The organism is Eggerthella timonensis (assembly GCF_900184265.1).
Classification (GTDB): Bacteria; Actinomycetota; Coriobacteriia; order Coriobacteriales; family Eggerthellaceae; genus Eggerthella; species Eggerthella timonensis.
Map to the genome: position 1 here is coordinate 1,174,409 of NZ_FXXA01000002.1, position 22,205 is coordinate 1,196,613.

Sequence of the window (22,205 nt, forward strand, 5' to 3'; positions counted from 1 at the left end):
GCGCTCTTGAACGAGCAACAATTGATAGCCCAGCAGCACAAGGTGACCCGCAAGGAGATCACCGTCATCGGCATCGTGCTGGCCGGTGCGTTCCTTGCCATCCTGAACCAGACCGTCCTGTCGCCCGCGTTGCCCAAGCTGATGGACGCGTTTTCCATCTCGGCCGGCACTGCGCAGTGGGTGACGTCCATCTACATGCTGGTCAACGGCATCATGGTGCCTATCACCGGGTTTCTCATCGACCGTTTCTCCACGCGCAAGCTGTTCTTCGTTTCGCTCGTCTCGTTCATCGTGGGCACGGCGCTGTGCGCAGCGGCCCCCTCATTCGAGCTCCTCATCGTGGGCCGTGTGCTGCAGGCGGCCGGCGCAGGCGTGCAGCTGCCGCTCGTGGGCGTGGTGCCCATGCTCATCTTCCCGCCCGAGAAGCGCGGCACGGCCATGGGCATGGCCGGTATCGTGATGAGCTGCGCGCCGGCGGCCGGCCCCGTGCTGGCCGGCGGCATCATCGACGCGTGGGGTTGGCGCATGATGTTCTGGGCGATGATCCCACTGGCCATCCTCGTGCTGGTGGTGAGCTTCTTCCTGCTCACGAACGTGGGCGAGCTCAAGCGCCCACACCTCGACGTGCCGTCCATCATCCTGTCCACGTTCGCGTTCGGCGGGCTGCTGTACGGCTTCTCCAGCGCCAGTACGCTGGGTTGGAGCAACGCCGTGGTCATCGGCAGCATCGTGGTAGGCGTGGTCGCGCTCGCGTGGTTCATCCATCGCCAGCTGCACATCGACGAGCCGCTGCTGCAACTGCGCGCCCTCAAGACGCCCACGTTCGCGTACTCGGCCGTCATCGTGACGGTGGTCAACTCGGCGCTGGCCGTGGGCAGCGTCATCCTGCCCATCTACCTGCAGAACGTTTTGGGGCTGACGGCGTTCGAAACCGGCATCCTCATGACGCCCGGCGCCGTGGCCACCATTTTCCTCAGCCCTATCAGCGGCATGCTGTTCGACAGGTTCGGCCCGCGCGTCATCGCCATCGTGGGCCTGACGGGGCTCGCCGGCTCGCTGGCGGCGCTGTCCTTCGTCGACGACAAGACGACGGTCGCGTACCTCGTGGTGTTCTACGTCGTCCAATCTTCGGGGCTGACGCTGGCGAACATGCCGGTGACCACCTGGGGCATCAATGCGCTGTCGAACGACATGATCGCGCACGGCAACGCCATCAGCAACACGGGTCGCCAGGTGGGCGGCGCGGTGAGCACGGCGCTCATCGTGACGGTGATGACCATGGTGACCGCGGCAAACGCCGAGGCCGGCCCCGTGGCGTCCACGGCGGCGGGCATCGACGTGGCGTACGGCATCTCCGCGGCGGTGGCGGCGGTCGCGCTGATCATCGCCATCTTGAAGGTGCGCAACGTGAAGAAGCGCGCGATCGCGACGGCTGCACCGCAGGTCGAGGCTTTGTGTGCGGTTGATTTGGAAGAGGCTCGGGAAGGAGCTGGACGATGAACCAGACGATTGGCGCCATCATGGAGCGGGACGTGTTCACGTGCCGCTACGATCAAGATCTCGGCGAGGTGGTGGCCCTGTTCAACGAGCTGGGCACGAGCGGCCTCGCCGTGGTGGACGAAGAGCTCCACGTGGTGGGGTTCATCAGCGACGGCGACATCATGAAGGCGGTGGCCGCGCAGAAGACGCGCTCCATCTTCGGCGGCGGCTACGCCAACATGGTGCTGTACGACAACGAGTCCTTCGAGGAGAAGGCTCGCGCGCTCAAGCATCGCAACGTCATGGAGCTGGCCGTGCAGAAGGTGCTGTGCGCCACGGCCGACCAAACCGTGGGCGAGATCGCCGACGTGCTGGCGAAGAAGAAATTCAAGAAGGTGCCGGTCATCGACGAGAACGGCAAGCTTATCGGCGTGGTGCGCCGCGCCACCATCACGCGCTACCTGTTCGACGTGCTGTTCGGCGGGGAGGATGCGACGGGGTAGCGTCCGCCCGCCTCTCCCGGCCTTGGTGCCCGTCGCGTTGTTGGTTGGGCGGCGTGTTCGCGGCAGAAATTTGCGGATATGCAAATGGATTCCGGCGATTGAAGAACTCGACCTGGGGCTTTATGTTCGATCGAACCGAATTTCGGATGATAGTCCCTGGATTCGGTCGCATACCCGCACATTTCTGCCATATTCGCCTCTGGCGGGAAACCGACGTCGTCAGCAGGTGCCTCGAGTGCCGTGCCGAGCTCGAGCGCCCGAGCGATAGCGGCGCGCCGCGCGTCGCCCGAACGCCGCCGACGCGGTCGTGCGCTGTCGCTTGCTGGTCGCACCCTTTATACTGACGGCAACGAACAGCGCGCCGCAGGCGACGCTGCCATACGGCAGGGAAGGAGCACGGCATGAAGGTGATCGTCGTCGGATGTCATGGGCAGATGGGGCAGCCCATCAGCCGGTTCGTGGACGAGCGCGAGGGCATGGAGCTGGTGGGCGGCGTGGGCCCTGCGGGGCGCGACTACATCGGCCGCGACCTCGGCCAGGTGGTGGGCCTCGGGCGCGACCTGGGCATCCCCGTGGTGGACGACCTCGCATCCGTCATCGACCGGTGCGATGCGCTCATCGACGTGTCCAGCGTGGAGCAATGTCTCGAAACGCTCGGCCTGGCCGTCGAGCATGGGAAGGCCCTCGTCACCGCCAGCACCGGGTTCACGCCCGAGCAGTTCGAGCGCTTCGAGGCGGCCGGCCAGCGCATTCCGGTGATCTTCAAATGCAACACGTCGAAGATGGTGAACGTGATGCTCAAGCTGGTGGAGATCGCCGCACGGGCCCTCGTGGACGAGACGGATATCGAGATCATCGATCAACACGACCGCTGCAAGCTGGACGCACCCAGCGGCACCGCCGTCATCATCGGCAACATGATCGCCGAGCTCAAGGGCACCACGCTCGACGAGCTGGCCGAATACGGCCGCGGCGGCCACGGCGCGCGCAAGCCCGGCGGCGTGGGCTTCCATTCGCTGCGTGCCGGCGACATCACGAGCGACCACAAGGTGTACTTCGGCGGCCTCGGCGAGCGCTTGGAGATCACCCATTACTCCTACAGCGATGACTGCTTCGCCCGCGGCGCCGTCGACTGCGCCGCGTTCCTCCATGGCAAGCCCGCCGGCGTCTACCGCATCGCAGACGTGTTCGATCTGGGCTGACGCCGATCTCCGCGCCGCCTACGGGCGGCGCGCCTGGCGAGCTGCGATTGTGAACAGGATGCAGGCGAGAAGCGCGAGCGCGATCGAGGGCGCCGGCGGCATCGCGGCGGCCGCGATCAGCGCGATCGTGCAGGCGAGCAGCGCTCCAGCGAGGGCGGCGGCCACCGCCCAGCCTCTTTGAATGCGGGTCATGCAAAACCTCCTCTGCATGCGGGCCGAGTGACGAAGGTTGCTACCCTAACAAATGCTGCCCGTCATCAGGTCGAGGCGAGCCGAAGGATACGCGATCGTTGCGTATCCGGGCGTCACGTGTCATCCTGACGGCGTTGTCACGATGCAGCAACGCGGCGCTGAACTTCGGAGCGGCTTCGCTGCGGGAGCCATGGGTCAACCTAGGATGAACCGATGCAACGGTTTCGTTCGGAGCTTCTCGCTCCAAGGAGGTTGATGACCATGGATCTTGTTTTCGCGCAGCTTCCGCTGCTGCTCTTCACGGCGATAGCTCCGATGGCGTCCGGCGCGTTCGTCGGGCTTTCGAACGCGTTCCTCACGACGGACTTCACGCCCGACGCGCTGCAACGCATCGACCGATGGACGGCGCTGCCGCTCGTCATCCTGGCGGTCGGGTTGGCCGCTGCGTTCATGTTCTTCGGATCTCCCCAGTCCACGCTGTTGGCGTTCCAGGGCGTCGATCCCGGCGCGTTGACGTTCGCGGTGGTCATGGCCGTGGTGTTCGCCGTGGCGGCGGTGGTGTATTGGATCGTCGCGATGGCGGGCGTCATGACGTACGGCGTGCGCAAGGCCTTCGCCGCGGCGATGAGCGTGCTCGCTATCGCCTACGCCGTCTCTATCGGCGTCGTCTACATGACGTCCGGCGTGGCTACCTGGGCCTCCATCGTCGTTCCCATCGGATTCGCGGGCTTCTGCCTTGTCGGAGGCGTGCCGCTGGGCACGCTCGTCATCGCGGCTGCGGGTTCGCTGTCGGAGACGCGGGGCACCGGATTCGCCCGCTTCTCGCTGATCGTCGCGTTGATCGGCGCGTTGGCGTCCATCTTCGCCGTGACGGCCCAGATGCTCAACGCTCAGGCGCTGGTGAGCGCGTTCTTCCCCGGCTCCGACGCTCTTCCGGGCGGGTGGGTGTACCTGGCCATCGCCATCGTGGGGTTCGTCGTCACACTCGCGTGCCTGCGCTCTGCCTATTCGCCTGATCGCTCTGTTGCGCCGATGGGTCGCACGGCTGGCGCAGCCGCAGCCATCCCCGTGCGCGATATGGCCGACGAGCGCGACGAGGCCAGGACTGCGGTTCGCTCGGCGGTTCCCGTGCTCGTCGCGGGCAACGCGGCCGTGTTGATCGCGCTCATCGTGGCGCGTGTCATGTTCTACGCGCTGCAGTTCTAGCAGCAGCTTTCTGCTGCAGCGGTTGGCGAGCCGTCGGCGCCCCGTTCGGGAGCCGGCGGCTTTTTCGTGCGCTTCGGGGTCGAATCGCGCAGCGGGCTACCATCGATTGCTGCAAAACTGCCGATTTCGGCGTGCTCGAATGGATCAAGTGGAGGTTGCTTCCCGTGACCAGGCTTTTTGTCGAAACGATCTTCCGGAACCGGGCACGAGCAGAGTACGAGCCGCCGAAATCGGTACGTTTGTAGCAGTACGCCGCCTCGCCGCCAAACCGAGATCGACGCGAGCCGGATCATCCTGGGCGGAATCCTTCGATCCGCCACGGCTGCATGCGAGCTGCGATGCGCCGGAAGCGACGCGCGCTCGACCTTTGGCGCTGCTTTTCCATCGCAGCCCCATGCGAATGCTCGCTACTCCTGTAGATCGTTGGGGTCGAACGACTCGATGAGGTCGAGCAGCTCCTGCTTCTTGTGGATGTCGAGCTTCGCGTAAATGCGCTTCGAATGCGTGCGGATGGTGTTCTCGGTGACCACGAGGTCCTCCGCGATGCGCGCCACGGTGTTGCCGCGGGCGATGAGCTCCATGACCTCCGTCTCGCGCTCGCTTAGGCGATAATGCTGCTGCAGCAGCGCAGCCTGCTTCGAGATGCGGTCGAGGTACACGCGCTCCTTCTCCTCGCGACGGGGTCGAGCGTTGCGCGGCGGCTTGTCGCCTCGCTTGCCGTTCGCCTTCTTTGCCGGCGCAACATCCGCCTCGGCGTTCGCGGGCCTCTTCTCCACCGCATGCGCGCGCAGCGCCACAAGCTCGATGCTGGCCGCCGCGTCGTCGCGGCCGGAGCCGCTGCGTCCGAGGATGCGGCGGAACCCGCCCTGTCCGATGAAGTACATGAGCCCCAGCAAATACACCGCCACGAGTGCCACGACGGCAAGCGGCGCGATGCCGATGATCATGGTCTGCTCGGCGAACGTCCCGCCGATGAAGCCCACGTCGTGCAAAGCGTACACGATACCGCCGAAGAACCCGTAGATGAACACCGGGTTGATGCCGCGGTCGCGCGAGGCCTGCGCGCATTGGATCATCATGAGCATGATGGCCACGCTGTACACGGCGTACAGGCCGCCGGCCAGCCAACGTGCGTACTCCTCGGGGAGAAACGGCAGCAGCAGGAACGACGTGATGACGAACGGGAAGAAGATGCGGTACGCGCCCACCACGTTCACGCTGAGGTTCTTGAACTGCCACAGCACCAGCAGCGCCACGGCGGCGGTCAGCGAGCCGCCCATCGACAGCACGTTCACGAGCGATCCCACCGTCGGCTCGCCGATGGCCAGCGAGCGCATGATGCCGGTGCAGAATCCCAGCGCGCCCACGCACAGGGCGCTGCGCCAATAATCGTTCGCGAGCCGTTGGTACACGCGGGGATGGTCGCGCGGCACGTCCTGGAACATGGCTTGGTCGAGGTCGATCTCGCGGCTTTTCAGCACGATGGTCAACCCGAACAGCGGCAGGAACACGAGCGGGATGAGGAACGCCGTGACCGCTTGCGGAATAAGGTACAGCGAGAAGTACAGCACCGCCGCGTATACGGTGCCAAGGATGAGATCGCGGTTGCCGGTGTCGGAATCCTGGCTGGCGAACAGCCGCTGCCACAGCATGTAAAAACCGGCCGAGCCCAGCCCCAGCAGCGCGCCGCCGACGATCACGAGCGGCAGCGCCCATGCGTCGAGGTAGATGGCCGCGATGAGGCAGCACCATCCCAGGAAGTAGGGCATGGTGGCCAACCGTACGATGAACGTGCGCGTCGGCCCGGGGAAGAAGTACGATCCCAGGGCGCTGGCGAAGTAGCTGAACGAGAACACGAGCGATTGCGCGAGGAAGAACCAGAACACGATCTCGGTGGTTTGGAACTCCATTGGCAAAAACGGGAACACGCCACCCCACACGCCCGCGGCGTTGATGGCCAAGAACAGGCCGTAGCCGAGCGAGGTGATGTTCGGCTTCAAGATGCTGGCGATTCCCTTGATGCGCACGGCGGCTTCCTGTGGTTGCGAGCGGTTCGATGCCTGTGCAGTATACCCGACTTCCCCGTTCTTCGCGCGCCGTCTGGAAGAAGGGCGCCACCACCGTCTCGCCGATTTCGAAGTAGGTGCAGTTCTGCATCTCGGACAAGACGGGGCTCGAGCGTGTCGCAGTCGCGTTCAACGAGCCCTTCCGGCTGCGGAGCGATTACGGTAAGGAATTCGGGATTTTTCGACAATATTGTACCGAACTTCGGGATCCAGCGTCCGAAAACCGCTTCAAATCGCCCCGAATCCGGCTTTTCTCGCTCCATTCGATGATTTTCCCGTCTTCGCAGGAGATTCCCAAGCTTCGATCGCCCGATACGGTAAAATATCGAAAATTTTCTTCGATTCTATTACCGTGCTCCGAGGAACAGGGCTCCCTGCGACCCTCCGCCGACTCAGCCGGCAGAGCGCGAGACCTGCCGTCCATTGCTCCTGTTTTGACCGGTCGCATGCCAACAAGAGTTCGGCACAGAGGCGCGGAGTCGCTTGATCTCGGTCGAAAGCTGGTGAGGGTGACAGCCTTGATCAGGCAAAACTCCAAGTTCGCATATTTTATGTGACACGGCGGAGAGGCGCGAGTGCCACAATGCGAAGCGTTCCGCCTGGGAAGCGGAGCATAGGACGAGAGAGTGAAAGAGGGAGGGACCATGACAAATCCGATGGATAGCGTTTCCCGTCGCACGTTCGTCAAGGGCTCGGCGCTGGCCGGCCTGGGTGCCGCAGCGTTCGGCAGCGGCACGTTGTTCGCCTGCTCGCCGAGCGCGGAGCAGGGCAAGAGCGGCGATGCCGCCACGACGCAGGCCGTCGAGGAGACCACGACGTGGGGCCACTGCGCCATCAACTGCCCCGGCCGTTGCAGCCTGAAGTTCCACGTGCAGGACGACGAGGTCGCCTGGGTGGAAACCTACACGAGCAAGGACGCCGGCTTCGACGAGGTGCAGCCCCGCGCCTGCCTGCGCGGCCGCACGTACCGCCGTTGGCTCGCGAACCCCGACCGCATCAACTACCCCATGAAGCGCGTCGGCAAGCGCGGCGAAGGCAAGTTCGAGCAAATCTCGTGGGACGAAGCCGTTGACACGATCGCCAGCGAGCTCAAGCGCATCATCGACGAGTACGGCAACGAATCCGTGTACATCCCCTACGCAACGGGCGTAAGCTCCACGACGGCGCGCTCGCTGCCTCGTTTCATGAACTGCCTCGGCGGTTACCTGGGTTCGTACGGCGATTACAGCGCCATGCAGATGGAAATGATCGTGCCCCACACCTACGGCGCATCCGGCTTCAGCGGCAGCACGCTCAACGCCGCCGAGGACGCCGCGCTCATTCTCGCGTTCGGCACGAGCCCGACCGAGACGCGTCAGGGCGGCGCCGTGTCGCACTACGACTGGGTGCACCTGCGCGAGACCACGAAGGGCAAGATGATCTACATCGACCCCCGCATGAACGATTCCGTCATGGGCCGTTCTGCCGAGTGGCAGCCCATCAACCCCGGCACCGACGCCGCGCTCTGCTCCGCCATCGCGCACGAGCTGATCGCGAACGATCAGGTGGACAAGGAATTCCTCGACACGTACTGCGTCGGCTACGACGAGGACACCATGCCCGAGAGCGCCAAGGGCCAGAACAAGTCCTACAAGGACTACATCATGGGCACCGGCTACGACATGGTGGAGAAGACCCCCGAGTGGGCAGCCCCCATCTGCGGCATCTCCGCCGACCGCATCCGCGAGCTCGCGCAGGAGATCGGCGAGGCCAAGCCGCTGTACGTCGTGCAGGGCTGGGGTCCGCAGCGCCGCAGCAACGGCGAGCTGAACTGCTGGTCCATCATGATGCTGCCGCTGCTGACCGGCCAGGTCGGCCTGCCGGGCACGAGCAACGGCTGCCGCGAGGGATCGTACTCCATCAGCCTGACGTCCCTGCCGGCCGGCGACAACCCCATCAAGGCGAAGATCCCCGTGTTCCTGTTCACCGAGGCCATCGACCATGGCACGGAGATGACGGCGCTCAACTCCGCCGTGACGGGCGCCGACAAGCTCAACCAGAACATCAAGTGCATGCTGAACTACGCCGGCAACTGCCTGACGAACCAGCACGGCGACATCAACTACGCCCACGACATCCTGGCAGACGAGAGCAAGTGCGAGTTCATCGTGGTGTGGGAGACGGCCATGACGGACTCCGCCAAGTACGCCGACATCCTGCTGCCCGACCTGTTCCGCTTCGAGCAGGTGTCGCAGATCGGCACCGGCGGCGACAACGCCTACATGATCAGCGGCCAGCCGTGCACCACGCCGAAGTTCGAGCGCAAGACCCTCTACGACGCCCTGACCCTCATCGCCGACAAGATGGGCGTGAAGGACCAGTTCACCGAGGGCAAGACGCAGGAAGAGTGGATCAAGGAACTCTACGAGAAGACGCGCGAGAAGGACACCGAGCTGCCGACGTACGACGAGGCCATGGAAATGGGCGTCTACACGCGCAAGAACCCGAAGGGCGCGACCATCGCGTTCGAGGCGTTCCGCAACGATCCGGCGGCCAACCCGCTGGACACGCCCACGGGCAAGATCGAGATCTACTCCGAAACGCTGGCCGGCATCGCCTCCACCTGGGAGCTCGGCGAGGAAGACCTCATTTCGCCCATCCCGGTGTACACGCATGGCTTCACCGAGACCGACGTGCCCACCGATGAGTTCCCCCTGCGTTGCAGCGGCTTCCACTACCGCGGTCGCACGCACTCCTCCTGGGGCGGCATCGAGCTGCTCAAGGAAGTCAACCCGCAGGAGGCTTGGATCAACCCCGCCGACGCGAAGGAGCGCAGCATCAAGCAGGGCGACAAGATCCGCGTGAAGAACGCGTTCGGCGAAATCGAGATCCTGGCGAAGGTCACGCCGCGCGTGGTTCCCGGCACGGTGTGCATCTCGCAGGGCGCGTGGCACGATGCCGACATGTACGGCGATCGCGTGGACAAGGGCGGCTGCATCAACACGCTGACGACCCATCGTCCGTCTCCGCTGGCGAAGGGCAACCCTCAGCACAGCAACATCTGCCAGGTTACCAAGGCGTAGGGCGACGAGCGAAGATAAGGGTGATATACCATGTCTCAACAGGCATTCTACTTTGACGGCACGCGCTGCACCGGGTGCAAGACCTGCCAGATGGCGTGCAAGGACTACAAGAACATCGATCTGGGCATCTCGTTCCGCCATGTGTACGAGGTGACCGTCGGCGACACCGTGAAGGACGCCGACGGCATCCTGACCACCACGTGCGTCAGCTATCCGCTGTCCATGTCGTGCAACCACTGCGACACGCCGATCTGCTTCGAGAAGTGCCCGCAGAGCGCCATCGTCAAGGACGCCGACACGGGCCTCATGTCCATCGACGAGGAGAAGTGCATCGGCTGCGGCACGTGCGCCATCGTGTGCCCGTACAACGCGCCGAAGGTGGACGAGGAGAAGAAGAAGGCCGTGCGCTGCAACGGATGCGCCGAGCGCGTGGCCGCGGGCGAGAAGCCGGTGTGCGTGGAGGCCTGCCCGGCCCGCGCCCTGGACTTCGGCACGGCCGAGGAGATGGCGAAGCTGGGCGAGCGAGGCAACATCGCTCCCTTGCCCGACCCCTCCGAGACGAGCCCGAACATCTACATCAAGGCGTCCGCCGACGCTCAGCCGGTCGGCGCAGCCGAGATCGCGAACCCGCTTGAGGTTGCGTAACGCGCTCGGCGACGAACAAGCGCCACGGGCCTCTGCATGAGGGGCTCGTGGCGATCTGAAGCGCTCGGCGCGAGGGAAGGCGGGGTACGCTAGAATAGGCGTGCCCCGCCTTCTTGGAAGGGGGCCGATGGTTGCGGATCGTGTTGACGAGAGGAGGTCGCCACATGTCTCAACAGGCTTTTTTCTTCGACGGGACGCGTTGCTCAGGGTGTAAGACGTGCATGCTCGCCTGCAAAGACGCCTACGACCTCGACGTCGGCACCGCGTATCGCCGCGTGTACGAGTACACGGGCGGCGACACCGTGCGCGCGGACGACGGCACGTTCAGCTCCACCTGCTTTTCGTACAACGTGACGGTGGCGTGCAACCACTGCGACGACCCGGTGTGCGTGCGCGTGTGCCCCACCGAGGCCATGCACAAGGACGAGGAAACCGGGCTCGTCAGCGTCAACGAACGACACTGCATCGGCTGCGGGTACTGCCATCTGTCGTGTCCCTACAACGCGCCGCGCGTGGACCGCGACAAGGGGCACAGCGTGAAGTGCGACGGCTGCATCGAGCGTGTGGCCGCGGGCGAGAAGCCGGTGTGCGTCGAGGCCTGCCCGGCCCGCGCCCTGGACTTCGGCACGGCCGAGGAGATGGCGAAGCTGGGCGAGCGCGCCGCCATCGCGCCGCTGCCCGACCCGGCCGCGACGGTGCCGAACCTGTTCATCAAGCCTCCCGACGACGCCCGTCCGGCGGAGTCGAAGGACGGTGCGGTGGCGAACCTGTTGGAAGTTGGATTTCGGGCAACCGATAAGGAGATCGAGCAATGAGCGAAGAAGCAACCGTGCCCTTGTCCGAGGACGTGCGCGAGGCCATCGCCTTCGTCGGCGAGACCTTGGGGCCGTTTTTCCTGCAAGACCCGGTGAAGGGCGACGCCGGCCCCGCCTTCGAGGCGATGGCCGCCCTCGACGCCGAGGCGGCAGCCGCCGAATGGCCCTTCGCCGACGAGGGGGAGGCGCGCGCCGACCTCGGCCTCATGGCGGCCGGCCTGGCTGCGGGCACGGACGACGACGGCCTCGTGTGGGAGTACCGCCGCCTGTTCGTCGGCCCCGCGCCGAAGCCGGCCCCTCCCTGGGGCTCGGTGTACACCGACCGCGAGTGCGTCGTGTTCGGCGCGAGCACGCTGGAGCTGCGCCGCTGGATGCGCGGGCGCGGCATCGCGCGCCAGACGGACGACAAGGACCCCGAGGACCACATCGGCCTCATGCTCGCGCTCATGGCGTGGCTCGCGCGCGAGCGGCCGGCCGACCTGGACGAGTACCTGCGGAAGCACCTGCTCACCTGGTCGTCGCACTTCCTCGACGAGCTCGCCGAGGCGGCCGCGCACCCGTTCTACGAAGGCCTCGCGCGCCTGACGAAGGCGTCGCTCGAAGGCATCCAGAACGAGCTGGCCCTGGACGTCGTCTACCCGAGGTTCTACCGCTAGGATCGCCTGCATGATTTCAGGATTCGACACCGCGCTCGGCGAGATCACGCTCGTGCTGTTCACGACGTTGGCGCCGTCGGGCGTGGTTGCGTTCATCTGCATGGGGCTTTCCGCGCTGGCGCGCGGCACGTCCGACGCCATGCGCCAGCGCCTCAACGTGTTTCTGGGCATTCCTCTCGTGGTGGCCATGGTTGGCCTCGTGGCGTCGGCCACCCACCTGGGCAATCCAGCCAACGCGCTGTACGTGTTCATCGGCGTGGGGCGCAGCCCGCTGTCCACCGAGGTGTTCTTCGCCGTGGTGTTCCTCGCGCTGGCGGGGCTGTACTGGCTGTACAACTTCGCCGAGCATCCCCGCGTGCGGCTGCAACGGGCCTGGCTCGTGCTGGCCATGCTGGCGGGCGCGGTGTTCGTGGTGGCGGTGGGCTTCGCCTACGCCGCCGATACCATCGTGTCGTGGTACACCGTCTACGTGCCCGTCAACCTCGTGATCAACGCTCTCGTCGGCGGCCCCGTCCTCGCCGTCGCGGGGCTGCGCATCGCAGGGTACGAGCCCGTCGCGGGGCGCAGGGGGCGCGTGCTGGTCGTCGTGGCCGCGCTGGCGCTGGCGGCCAACGTTGCGACGTTCGGCTTGCAGGCCGCCGACCTGGGCACTATCGAGAACTCGTACCTGACGGCCGCGCAGCTGGTTCCCTCGTACGGCCTCATGATCGGCGCGTTCGGCGTGCTGGGCATTGCGGGCATCGGCCTGGACGTCGCGGCGCTCTGGGGCCGCGCCCGGCTGTCCGTCGCGCGCACGGCGGGAGCTGCCGCGCTCGTGCTCGGCGGCATCTTCATCATGCGCTTCGCGTTCTACATGATGCACATGACGGCAGGCCTCGGCGTGTGAGACAGAGGGGCGGAGTGAGACAGGGGGACGGGGTGAGACGCTCCTGTTTGGAAGAAGCAGAAATGCGCCTTGCCTTTCGACTTCGCCTGGTAGAGCGCTCGATCGGCCCGCTCGTAGACTGTTTTGAACGCGCTGCCGTCCTGCGGCACCATCGCGATGCCGGTCGAAACCGACAGGTCGATCACCTGGTTGCCCTGCACCGTCGCGTTCCAGGGGCTCGCGCTCAAATCGGCGATGCGCCTTGCCATGTCCTCGCGTTCCATGTCCTCGCAGTACACGACGAACTCGTCGCCGCCCCAGCGGCAGATGAGGTCGCCCTTCCTGAAGGCTGCGCGCAAATGCTGCGCCACGCCGGCAAGCACCGTGTCGCCCGACAGGTGGCCGTACGTGTCGTTCACCTGCTTGAAGTCGTCGAGGTCGATGATGGCGAACGCGCCGCGATAGCCGCGCTCCACGGTGCGTTCCAGGGCGGTCGCCATGCGCAACGAGGCGCTCTGGCGGTTCAGCAGCCCGGTGAGTGCGTCGTGCTCGGCTTTGTTCTCCAAATCCAGCTCGCGGCGCTTGCGCTCGTCGATGTCGGTGACCGACAGGTAGGCGTAGACGGCGCCGCCCTCCTCGAGCTGCACCATGCGATAGCTCAGCTCCATCCAGCGCTCGCCGGATTCGTCGGTGCGGCGGTACTCGAGCGAGCTGTAGCGCTCCTCGTCGTCGAACCGTCGCAGCATGTCGTCGAAGTCGAGGAAGCGCTCGATGGCCTCCGCGTCCTCGCTCGATCTGAGGTAGGGGCCGATGCGGTCCTCGAGCGTGACGTTCGACCAGTCTTCCAGCGAGAGCCCGGCCCAGTAGCGCCACGCGCGCCGATCGGCAGAATTGAGGAAGTTCTTCGTGTTCACGTTGACGTACCAGTGATCCACCGCCGTGCCCTTGAGAATGTCGAGCAGCCGATTGTCGTTCGCGCGCGCCAGCTTGGCTTGCGAATCCTGCAAGGGATCCTCCAGATAGCCGATGACGCGCGCGGGCTTTCCGTTGGCGTTGGGCACGATCTCGCGCTCGATGTGCAGCGTCAGCGGCTCGCCCGTGTTCGACCATACTTTGATCGTGCGCGCGGCGGGGCGGCCCCACATGGCCTCGCGCGACAGGCGGCGCAACACGTTGCTCACGTCGTCGCCCAGGCTGGCGGTGTCCTCTTCGTCGGCGGAGGCGGCCAACAACGAGGCGATGCCGCTCGACGAGAGGTTCTGGAACGCCAGGCGGTCTGATGCGATGTCGTACACCCATACGTTCAGATCCGACTGCTGGATGATGCGGTGCAGGATCTCGTCCTCGAGCTCAAGCTCCTGTTCCTGCTCCTTCTGCCCGGTTACGTCGGACAGCGAGGCGAAGAAGATGGTGCGATCCTTCTCGCGGCGCAGGAAGAACGCGCGCATGCGCATCCACATGAGCTCGCCGTTCAGGCGGTAGCGGCGAAACGTGGCTTCGGCGCCTGTGACGGGGTGCTCGTACGCTTCGGCGAACATGGCTCGCACGAGCCCGAGGTCGTCGGGATGCACCTGGCGCGAGATGAGGTGCTGGCGCTCGCGCAGGTCCACGGAATTGCAGCCGGTGACGTGGTAGTACTCGTTGTTCACCTGCGACAGCTCGAAATGGTCGGCGTACACGTCGTAGATGGCCAGGCCGCCGATCAGGTTGTCCACGGTGGCGCGGCTGATCATGTCGTCGTGCAGCAGGGCGTTGACGTCGATGAGCTCCATGCTGGGACTCAGCACGCCGCGGTAGTCCACGATGCCGTCCTGCGCCAGCAGCTTCTCGAGCGCCTCGGTGGACATGGGATGGTGGAAGTAGTACCCCTGCGCGTAGTCGCACCCGATGCCCTGCAGGAAGTCCACCTGCTCCTTCGTCTCGGCGCCTTCGGCGATGATGCGCAGATCCATGAAACGCGCCATGGATACGATGGCCTCGAGGATGCTCTCGCTGCGCTGCGATTCGTTCTGCCGCGTGAGGAAGCCCATGTCGATCTTCAGGATGTCGACGGTGATGTCCTTCAGCATGTTGAGCGAGGAGTAGCCGCTGCCGAAGTCGTCCATGAGGATGGTGAAGCCGAGCTCCTTGAGGCGCGCCACCGCGTCGGCCATTTTCTGGTCCTCGGCGTACGCGCTCTCGGTGATCTCCAGCTCCAGCAGCTTGTGATCCAGGTCGTACTTCGTCACGAGGCCTTCCAACGACTCGACGACGTCGATGGCGTACAGGTCGGCCCGCGAGATGTTCACCGACACGGGGATGGGAGTGCCGCCGCGATCGATCCACGAGCGGATGTGGCGGCACGTCTCGTCCCACACGTACAGGTCGAGGCTTGCGATGAAGTTGTTGCGTTCGAGCACGGGGATGAATGCGCCCGGCATGACGAGGCCGCGCGCGGGATGCTGCCAGCGCACGAGGGCCTCGAGGCCCACGATGCGCTCGGTGCGCGTGCTGCATTGGGGCTGCCAGTACAGCACGAACTCGCGGTTCGCCAGCGCCCGCTTCACCTCGAGAAGGATCTTGGCCTCGTTCTCCATCTCCTCGGTCATGCCCGGGTCGTACCAGGCGATGCGCTTGGTGTACGCTCCCTTGACGGAGTTCATCGCGATCATCGCGTGGTCGCAGGCGGTGACCACCGAAACGTCGGGGCGGTTGATGGCGCACACGCCGAAAGCGGGTTGGAACCCGATGGTGTCCTCGGAGTCGAACGGCTCTTTCTTCAGCTCCAGCTCCACGCTCTCCTCGGTGAGCAGGCCGCGGGGGAGGATGAGGGTGAAGTCGTCGCCGCCCAGATAGCCGGCGATGCCGCCCCGGTGCCGGGCGATGGCCTCGATGCGTTCGGCGATGGCGCGCAGGATGGCGTCCCCCGCCTCGCGCCCGTGCCACTCGTTGAATATCTTGAAGTGCTCGATGTCGATGTACACGGCGTCGTAGGCGGTTTCGGGCGTGCCGTTCACGAGCCGCTCGGCCTTATCGTAGAACGTGGTGGCGTTGTACAGGCCGGTCAGCTGATCGCGCTCGCGCAGCAGCTGGATCTGGGAGCGCTCGGCCTGCGACGTGCGGCGCCGCACCTCGTCTTCGGCATCGGCGATGAAGCACATCACCACGCGCTCGCCGTTGCCGCCGCGCTTGACGGACACCGCGGTCATGGCCGCCCAGTTCCATCCTCCCGATACGAGGCGCTTGCGGAACTCGCCGCGCAGTGCGCCGCCTGCGCCTTCGATGCGATCGAGCAGCGTGTCGAAGTCCCAGAACGCGGCGAAGCGATCGCGGTCCTCGGGATGGATCATGTGATCGCGCACGTCGGGGAACATGGTGCCGAGACGCCCCTCGACCGCCGGGATCACGAACTTGCCGGGTTCGTGGTAGAGCACCTTGTACGCGTCGTCGGTGAGGTTGAGTTCGAACAGCTCGTCGTAAGAGGACGGCTCGCTCAGCGAGCTGAACAGGCCGCGGCTGTGCTCATCGACGGGATGGCCCGAGAACAGCACGCAGGGGCCTTCGTCGAACCAATCCAGCTCGAGGCAGGTGAGCTCGTACCACCGGCCCACGCGCGCGCTGTAGATGACGCTTTGCGTGGCATGCTCGTCGGAATCGGGATTCCAGGGACAGTCCTTGCAGGGCTCGGTCTGCCCACGGAAGCATTCGTAGCACAGCTCGCCGACCCGGCCTCCGGGGAACACGCGCCGCGCAGCGTGGTCGAGGTAGACGACGCGGTACGAGCGGTTGATAACGTATGTGTGGCCCTGCGTTGAGACGCTCTTTTGTCGGCTGCCCGGCATCGGATCTCCTGTCCTCAAGCCCTTTGATCCATTGTAGGACTTCGGCGACGGGTTGGGGCCCGGCAAACGGAAAATGATGAGGTCGGTCGCCCTGTTATGCCGGGCGCAGAACGAAGCGTCGCTAATGCATGCTGGCCATGATCATGCGCGACACGGTGCGCTTCGCATGCTCGAGGCCTTCGAGCAGCCGATCCACGTCCTCGTCGGTGTTGTACAGCGCCAGGCTGGCGCGGCAGGTGGAGCGCTCTCCCAGGAAGCGCACGAGCGGTTCGGCGCAGTGGGCTCCGGCGCGGATGGCGATGTTGTCGCGGGCGAGCGCGGCGGCCACGTCGTTCGCGTCGATGCCGCTCACGTTGAACGACGCCACGGCGCAGCGGCCCACCTCGTCGTTCGGGCCGCACGGACCGGTTCCGAGCGCGGGGGCGCCGTGCACGCGCACGGCCGGCAGCGCTGCCAAGCCGTTCAGCAAGCGCTCGAGGAGGTGGCGTTCGTGCGCGCGCACGGCATCGTATCCCACGCCCAACATGAACTGCATGGCTTCGGCCAGACCGACGGCGCCGGCGATGTTGGGCGTGCCGGCCTCGAAGCGCGCTGGCGCGTCGGCGAACGTGGCGGACTGCTCGAACACGCTGTCGATCATGCCCCCGCCGCGAAGCAGGGGAGCCATCTGGGACAGCAGCGCGCGGCGGCCGTACAGCACGCCGATGCCCTGCGGCCCGAACATCTTGTGGCCCGAGAACGCCAGGAAGTCGGCGCCGAGCGCCTGCACGTCGACCGGCAGGTGGGCGACGCTCTGCGCGCAGTCGGCCACGAGCACGCCGCCGTGCGCGTGCACCGCGTCGGCGATGCGCCGCACGGGCAGCACGCTTCCCAGCACGTTAGAGACATGGGCCACGGTGGCGATCTTCGTGCGCGGGCCGATCTTGGCGTCGATCTCCTCGTCGGGGACCATGCCCTGCTCGTCGAGCAATAGGTACACGAGCTTCGCGCCCTTGATCTGGGCAACCTGCTGCCAAGGCAGCAGGTTGCTGTGGTGCTCGGCCATGGTGAGCGCCACCTCGTCGCCGGGCTCCAGGTGCGCCATCCCCCAGGAGTACGCAACCAGGTTGAGCCCCGCCGTGGCGCCCGAGGTGAACACGATCTCGTCGGCATCCGCGCCGATGAAGCGCGCCGCCGTGCGCCGCGCCCTCTCGTACCGCTTCGTCGACGTCAGGGCCAGCGGGTACGCCCCGCGATCGGCGTTCGCATTCTCGCAACGGTAGTAGCGCTCGAGGGACGACAGCACGCACGTGGGCTTCTGCGTCGTAGCCGCATTGTCGAGATAGGCGAGGGGTTTGTCCTCGAGCCTGCCGGCCGCGATGAGCGGGAACTGCGCGCCCATCGCGGCTGCGTCGAAGGTGTTCGAAGGGCTCACCTTGGCATCCGATCAGCCCAGCTTGCCGACGGCGTCCAAGGCCTGCGCGACGTCGGACAAACCGAAGCCCTCGAGCTCGCTCTTCATCGGATAGCCCTTCTCGTTCCACCCTTCGAGCGCGTACAAGCGCGTCTTGGCGTCCTCGAACTTGTCGCGGTCGAGCTTGCGGCCGAGGCACGTCGACCAGTGCCAGGCGCCGTCCTCGTACGCGGGCAGTCCGTAGGGCGTGTCGGTGACCTGCTCGTACACGTATTCGGCGAACTGCTCGGCTTCGCGCTCGCGGCCTTGCAGCACCCAGATCGCCCGGTCGATCATGTAGAACTTGCGGCCGTGCTCGAGGCTTTCCTCGTAGGACAGGTCGCGTCCGGTAACCGCCTTGAACATGGCCACCTCGACGTCGGGCGACATGCCCGCGAAGTCGTCGGGGTTCCAGTTCGCGAAGTTGATGAAGTTCGGCCACATCCAGTCGCACAGGCCCGTCGAGTTCGACCAGAAGCGCGAGTAGTGGCGCAGCCACGAGCACGCCTTGAGCTTCGGATCGGCGTAGATGCCCTCGGCGCTGTAGTTGTAGCACATCGGGTCGTTCAGGCCGTTCGCCTTCACGATCTGGTTGACCAGCTCCTCGGCGCTCCACGGCGGCGTTTCCCCGATGAGCATCGGCATGGTGCCGGCGTGGTGCAGCGGCCAGTTGATGCCGTGCTCCAGCACGTCGCGCTCGCCCAGGATGGAGCCGTAGCTCCACTCGACCTCGAGGCGCGGGTCGTAGTGCTCGGCATAGCCCCAGTTCGGACGCTTCAAAATGCTTGCGGAGTCCTCTTCCCAGCGGCCCCAGCGCTCGGCCGCGCGCGATAGGCCTTCTGCCAGGTCGTCGCCGATCTCCTCGCGGTTGGCCATGCGATGCAGCAGGGTGTCGATGAAATCGAACTTGTTGTACTGCTCGAAGGGCAGGTCGGTGTCGATTTCCTTCCCCTTGCCCATGACTCCCATCTTGTAGAGGTTGTACAGATAGGTGGGCATGTCGGCTTCGTAGCCGTTGATGCCCAACTGGTTCAGCAGCGACGTGGTCTTGCGTCGGTCGAGGTCCTTGCCGCTGGCCGTGTAGTAGTAGCCCGCCGTGCACAGCATGCCCGAGTTGCCCTCGTGGTCGGCGTACGTGTTGCGGCAGTTGCGGAAGCAGCCCTGACAGCCGTCGGGGCGCGACGCCACGTTGGGGTCGTTGCCGTAGGGGTTGTGGACGAACGTGTTGTAGTAGCCGATGCCCTTGTCGGGCGCTTGGTACTTCGGGTTGTCCACGTTGTAGCCGAGCTTCTCCTGCACTTCCAGGCGAATGCTCATGAGCGCGCCCGGGTCGGCGATGGCAACTGAATTGGTTCCGAGGAATCCAATCGCCTTGAGGTTCTTCGACCCCCATACGCCGCCGAAGCCGCTTTGGCCGGAGGCGTGCGCCGCGTCGTGCTGCACGGTGCCGATGCGCGCGAGATTCTCGCCCGCCGGGCCTATGGCCATCACGGCGGGACGGTTGGCCGAGCGCCCGCCGTCGCGGCTCTTGGTGAGTTCGAACCAGTCGCCGGTGGGGGTGTTGTGCGTGATGTCGTCCCAGATGGCGGTTTGGGTCTCCCAGGTGTCCTTGCCCCAGAGGCTCTCGGCGCTCTTGATCTCGGCGGCGCCGTTCACCACGCTCACCCACACGGGCTTCTCGGCCTTGCCCTGCACGACGACGGCGTCGAACCCAGCCGCCTTCATCATGCCGCCCACGCGACCTCCCATGCTCGACCGGGAATACCATTCGGGATTCGAGTACGATCCGATGCCCGTCATCTCGATGCGGCCGGCGCCGGCGGGTGCCAAGGTGCCGGCGAACACGTTCGATGCGATGACGATCACGTTTTTCGGATCGAACGCCTCCACGGTCTTGTCGGTGCAGTAGTCCCAGAACAGCTTCGAAGCGAGCCCGTGGCCGCCGATCCACTCTTCGAGGTACGGCGCGCTGTCGATGATCTCGCTTGATTCGGTCGTTAGATCGAGCACGAGGATCTTCCCCGCGTATCCGAACAAGGTGTCGCCCATTTCCGTTTCTCCTATCTTGCGCCGTTTCGCGCTACGCGATCTTCGCCGATGAGTCGTCCGTCTTCTTCGCCTGGAACTTGGCCGGGTTGCGGATTGCCGGCGGCACGGCTCCGGCATCGTCGATGGGGAAGTGCAGCGCGTCCCAGTTGTTGTTCCTGAGGTTGACCTCGTAGCCTTCGTCGGTTTGGACCGGCAGCTCGTTGACCAGGGTGATCGCCTTCATCGGGCAGACGCAAACGCATGCCTGGTCGCCGCGCGGGCCGCCTTCGCGATCCCAGAACGGCGTGTTCTTGCACAGGTCGCACTTCTGCGCGTGCTTCTCCTCGAAGTTCCACTGCACGCGCGAGGGGGTGAAGGGGCAGCCCTCGACGCAGCGTTCGCACCCGATGCACTTGCCTTCGTCCACCATGCGCACGTGGGTTTCGGGATCCACGTGCATGGCGCCCACGGGGCACGCTTCGACGCACGAGGGGTAGGGGCACTGGCGGCACTGGTGCTGGGCGATGTCGATGGGGAAGTTCGTCAGCGCGTTCTTGGCGATCTGGATGCGCGAGAGCGCCAGGTTCTCCTTGCCGTTGTGCACGAGCGAGCAGGCGAGCATGCAGCTTTCGCAGCCTGCGCATTTCTTGGTGTCCACCAGCAGGTAGCCGTCGGATGCCTCGATGGCGTACACGTCGTCGGGCAGGGCGATGGCCATGATCCCGCCGCCCAGGATGGCGCCGACTCCCAACCCTCCGATGCCGGCGAGGAACTGGCGACGGGTCAGGCCTTCCTTGGCCTGCGCCGTGGTCTCGTCTTGGTTCGTCATTGGTCGTTCTCCTCACTCTCGTCTTCGCGGAAGTAGGGCGCGTAGTGCGCCATGCGCAGGCTCATCACCTGGCGCAGCGTCTCAAGCTTGTCGTTGTACGCCTCTCGTTCTGCCAGCTTGGCTTCCAGCACGTCGGCGAACGCCCTGTCGCCGATCGTCTCGCGCACCCAGCGCACGAAGGCGTCGAGGTTGACCCACAGAAGCGAGCTGTTCGACCTCAGCGACAGGCCCGAGGAGCTGCCGTCCAGCAAGAGCACGGCGGCCTGCTCGAGGCTGTACACGTACGTCTCGGTGTTGCCGCGCGCCGATGCCATGCGCGTGCACACGAACCGCTCGTTCCATCCGAGGTCGCGCAGCGCGTGAGCGGCCTCTTCCGGCGTGGGCGGGGCGAACAGGCGGTCGGCCTCGGGGGTTTCGACGATGCGCTCGTCATCGTGCTCGTCCATGCCGGCTACACCTCCTTGGCGGGTTCGGGGACGCTCGCTGCCGCGGCGCCGTCGGCTGCCGGTTCCGCGGGAGCCGACGGGGTGCTCGCGGGCTCCTCGATCCGTCCGGCGGCCTTGAGGCGCCTCATCCAGGCGACGTGCTCGTGCTCGGCCTCGTCGCGCGGCATCCACCCGAACAGCATCGAGGGGAAGGTGCGCCACGCCATGGGCGCGATGGCGGCGAAGAACACGTGAGCGAGGAAGAACAGCAGCATGAGCACGGCGGCCAGGTCATGCGTCCACGTGATGACGTTCATGAACGCGTCGGGCAGCGTGAGGAATACGTGCGCCAGTGCTTTCACCAGACCGGACAGCACGAGCAGCACCGAGCATCCGAGCGCCATGAGGTAGGCGATCTTCTCGCTTTCGAAGTACTTGTCCTCCTCGACGGGCGTGAGGTTTTTGAAGCCTAGCTTGCGGCCGTAGTGATGGATCGTCGTGACCACGGCGTCGCGCGAGGGGAGATGCTCCTTGAAGCGGTGGCACGAGATGATGGTGTTCCCCAGGTAGAAGAACGTACCGAACAGAAACGAGACCGCGGCTACGAAGTGCACGTTCATCCATACGACGGCGGCCGGGCCGTCCTCCACGAACGCGGGCGTGAACCTGAGTCCCAGGATGATGCCCGACACGAGGCAGACGGCCACGCCCAAGGCGTGCGTCCAGTGCGAGATGCGGGCCGGGGGGTCGTGCCGGTAGACTCTGTCCCCCACGATGGCGGGGTCTTTGCGTTTCGCGAACGCAGCTGCGAACAGTCCCGCGAAGGGCGCCAGGGCGATGAGCCAGGGCGCGAGGTCGAACCAGGGCATGGTTGCTCTCCTTCCGTTCACCGGCGCTCGTCCGACGCCGATTTCCCTTTTTATGGTACGGGCGCGACGTTCGGCTCAGAAATGTTACTGCGGCGATTGGAAATACGTCG

The 22,205-nt window shown here is 65.5% G+C and carries 17 protein-coding genes; 9 read left to right on the forward strand and 8 right to left on the reverse strand.

Going from position 1 to position 22,205, the window contains the following annotated elements; translation table 11 throughout:
- Positions 1–6: 6 nt before the first annotated feature.
- The 3 genes from C1A15_RS04865 (at position 7) to dapB (ending at position 3,184) form a co-directional block, all read left to right on the forward strand.
- Positions 7–1,500, forward strand: coding sequence for an MDR family MFS transporter (locus C1A15_RS04865; protein ID WP_180952998.1), 1,494 nt, complete (start codon positions 7–9; stop codon positions 1,498–1,500).
- Positions 1,497–1,982, forward strand: coding sequence for a CBS domain-containing protein (locus tag C1A15_RS04870; protein ID WP_101721514.1), 486 nt, complete (start codon positions 1,497–1,499; stop codon positions 1,980–1,982). The genes C1A15_RS04865 and C1A15_RS04870 overlap by 4 nt, the downstream gene beginning before the upstream one ends.
- Before the next feature lie 401 nt (positions 1,983–2,383).
- On the forward strand, positions 2,384–3,184 hold the full coding sequence (dapB, locus tag C1A15_RS04875) for a 4-hydroxy-tetrahydrodipicolinate reductase (protein WP_101721515.1): 801 nt from the start codon (positions 2,384–2,386) through the stop codon (positions 3,182–3,184).
- Positions 3,185–3,202: 18 nt separating this feature from the next.
- Here the strand turns inward: dapB and C1A15_RS16970 are convergent, their stop codons facing one another.
- Positions 3,203–3,376, reverse strand: coding sequence for a hypothetical protein (locus C1A15_RS16970; protein ID WP_180952999.1), 174 nt, complete (start codon positions 3,374–3,376; stop codon positions 3,203–3,205).
- 261 nt (positions 3,377–3,637) lie between these two features.
- Here C1A15_RS16970 and C1A15_RS04880 point away from each other — a divergent pair, with 261 nt between their 5' ends.
- A complete protein-coding gene (locus tag C1A15_RS04880) occupies positions 3,638–4,582 on the forward strand; it encodes a DmsC/YnfH family molybdoenzyme membrane anchor subunit (RefSeq protein WP_101723705.1) in 945 nt (314 codons plus the stop codon).
- A 407-nt stretch (positions 4,583–4,989) separates the two neighbouring features.
- On the opposite strand, the gene C1A15_RS04885 is transcribed toward C1A15_RS04880, so the two are convergent.
- On the reverse strand, positions 4,990–6,492 hold the full coding sequence (locus tag C1A15_RS04885) for a helix-turn-helix transcriptional regulator (RefSeq protein ID WP_342746822.1): 1,503 nt from the start codon (positions 6,490–6,492) through the stop codon (positions 4,990–4,992).
- An 800-nt stretch (positions 6,493–7,292) separates the two neighbouring features.
- On the opposite strand from C1A15_RS04885, the gene C1A15_RS04890 reads away from it, so the two are divergent.
- From C1A15_RS04890 to C1A15_RS04910, 5 genes are all read left to right on the forward strand, one after another.
- The gene (locus C1A15_RS04890) at positions 7,293–9,710 is read left to right on the forward strand and encodes a DMSO/selenate family reductase complex A subunit (RefSeq protein ID WP_101721517.1); all 2,418 of its coding nucleotides are present in this window, start codon (positions 7,293–7,295) and stop codon (positions 9,708–9,710) included.
- A 30-nt stretch (positions 9,711–9,740) separates the two neighbouring features.
- The gene (locus C1A15_RS04895) at positions 9,741–10,355 is read left to right on the forward strand and encodes a 4Fe-4S dicluster domain-containing protein (protein ID WP_101721518.1); all 615 of its coding nucleotides are present in this window, start codon (positions 9,741–9,743) and stop codon (positions 10,353–10,355) included.
- A gap of 164 nt (positions 10,356–10,519) precedes the next feature.
- On the forward strand, positions 10,520–11,170 hold the full coding sequence (locus C1A15_RS04900) for a DMSO/selenate family reductase complex B subunit (protein ID WP_101721519.1): 651 nt from the start codon (positions 10,520–10,522) through the stop codon (positions 11,168–11,170).
- Complete coding sequence (gene dmsD / locus C1A15_RS04905) at positions 11,167–11,826, forward strand: Tat proofreading chaperone DmsD (protein ID WP_101721520.1); 660 nt, start codon at positions 11,167–11,169, stop codon at positions 11,824–11,826. The genes C1A15_RS04900 and dmsD overlap by 4 nt, the downstream gene beginning before the upstream one ends.
- Positions 11,827–11,836: 10 nt before the next feature.
- Complete coding sequence (locus C1A15_RS04910; protein WP_101721521.1) at positions 11,837–12,712, forward strand: dimethyl sulfoxide reductase anchor subunit family protein; 876 nt, start codon at positions 11,837–11,839, stop codon at positions 12,710–12,712.
- Here the strand turns inward: C1A15_RS04910 and C1A15_RS04915 are convergent.
- The 6 genes from C1A15_RS04915 to C1A15_RS04940 form a co-directional block, all read right to left on the reverse strand.
- Entirely contained in the window at positions 12,676–16,512 is a 3,837-nt protein-coding gene (locus C1A15_RS04915) for an EAL domain-containing protein (protein ID WP_101721522.1), read from the reverse strand. The two genes, C1A15_RS04910 and C1A15_RS04915, sit on opposite strands and share 37 nt — an antisense overlap.
- A gap of 121 nt (positions 16,513–16,633) precedes the next feature.
- Positions 16,634–17,926: an aminotransferase class V-fold PLP-dependent enzyme gene (locus C1A15_RS04920; protein ID WP_245864919.1), complete on the reverse strand. Its 1,293-nt coding sequence runs from the start codon at positions 17,924–17,926 to the stop codon at positions 16,634–16,636.
- A gap of 12 nt (positions 17,927–17,938) precedes the next feature.
- On the reverse strand, positions 17,939–19,993 hold the full coding sequence (locus C1A15_RS04925; RefSeq protein ID WP_101721523.1) for an aldehyde ferredoxin oxidoreductase N-terminal domain-containing protein: 2,055 nt from the start codon (positions 19,991–19,993) through the stop codon (positions 17,939–17,941).
- Between the two features lie 31 nt (positions 19,994–20,024).
- Positions 20,025–20,801 (reverse strand): 4Fe-4S dicluster domain-containing protein, encoded by a 777-nt coding sequence (locus tag C1A15_RS04930; protein ID WP_101721524.1) that lies wholly within the window; start codon positions 20,799–20,801, stop codon positions 20,025–20,027.
- Complete coding sequence (locus tag C1A15_RS04935) at positions 20,798–21,247, reverse strand: hypothetical protein (RefSeq protein ID WP_101721525.1); 450 nt, start codon at positions 21,245–21,247, stop codon at positions 20,798–20,800. Before C1A15_RS04935 ends, C1A15_RS04930 begins: the two co-directional genes overlap by 4 nt.
- A gap of 5 nt (positions 21,248–21,252) precedes the next feature.
- The gene (locus C1A15_RS04940; protein ID WP_101721526.1) at positions 21,253–22,095 is read right to left on the reverse strand and encodes a cytochrome b/b6 domain-containing protein; all 843 of its coding nucleotides are present in this window, start codon (positions 22,093–22,095) and stop codon (positions 21,253–21,255) included.
- Positions 22,096–22,205: the final 110 nt, after the last annotated feature.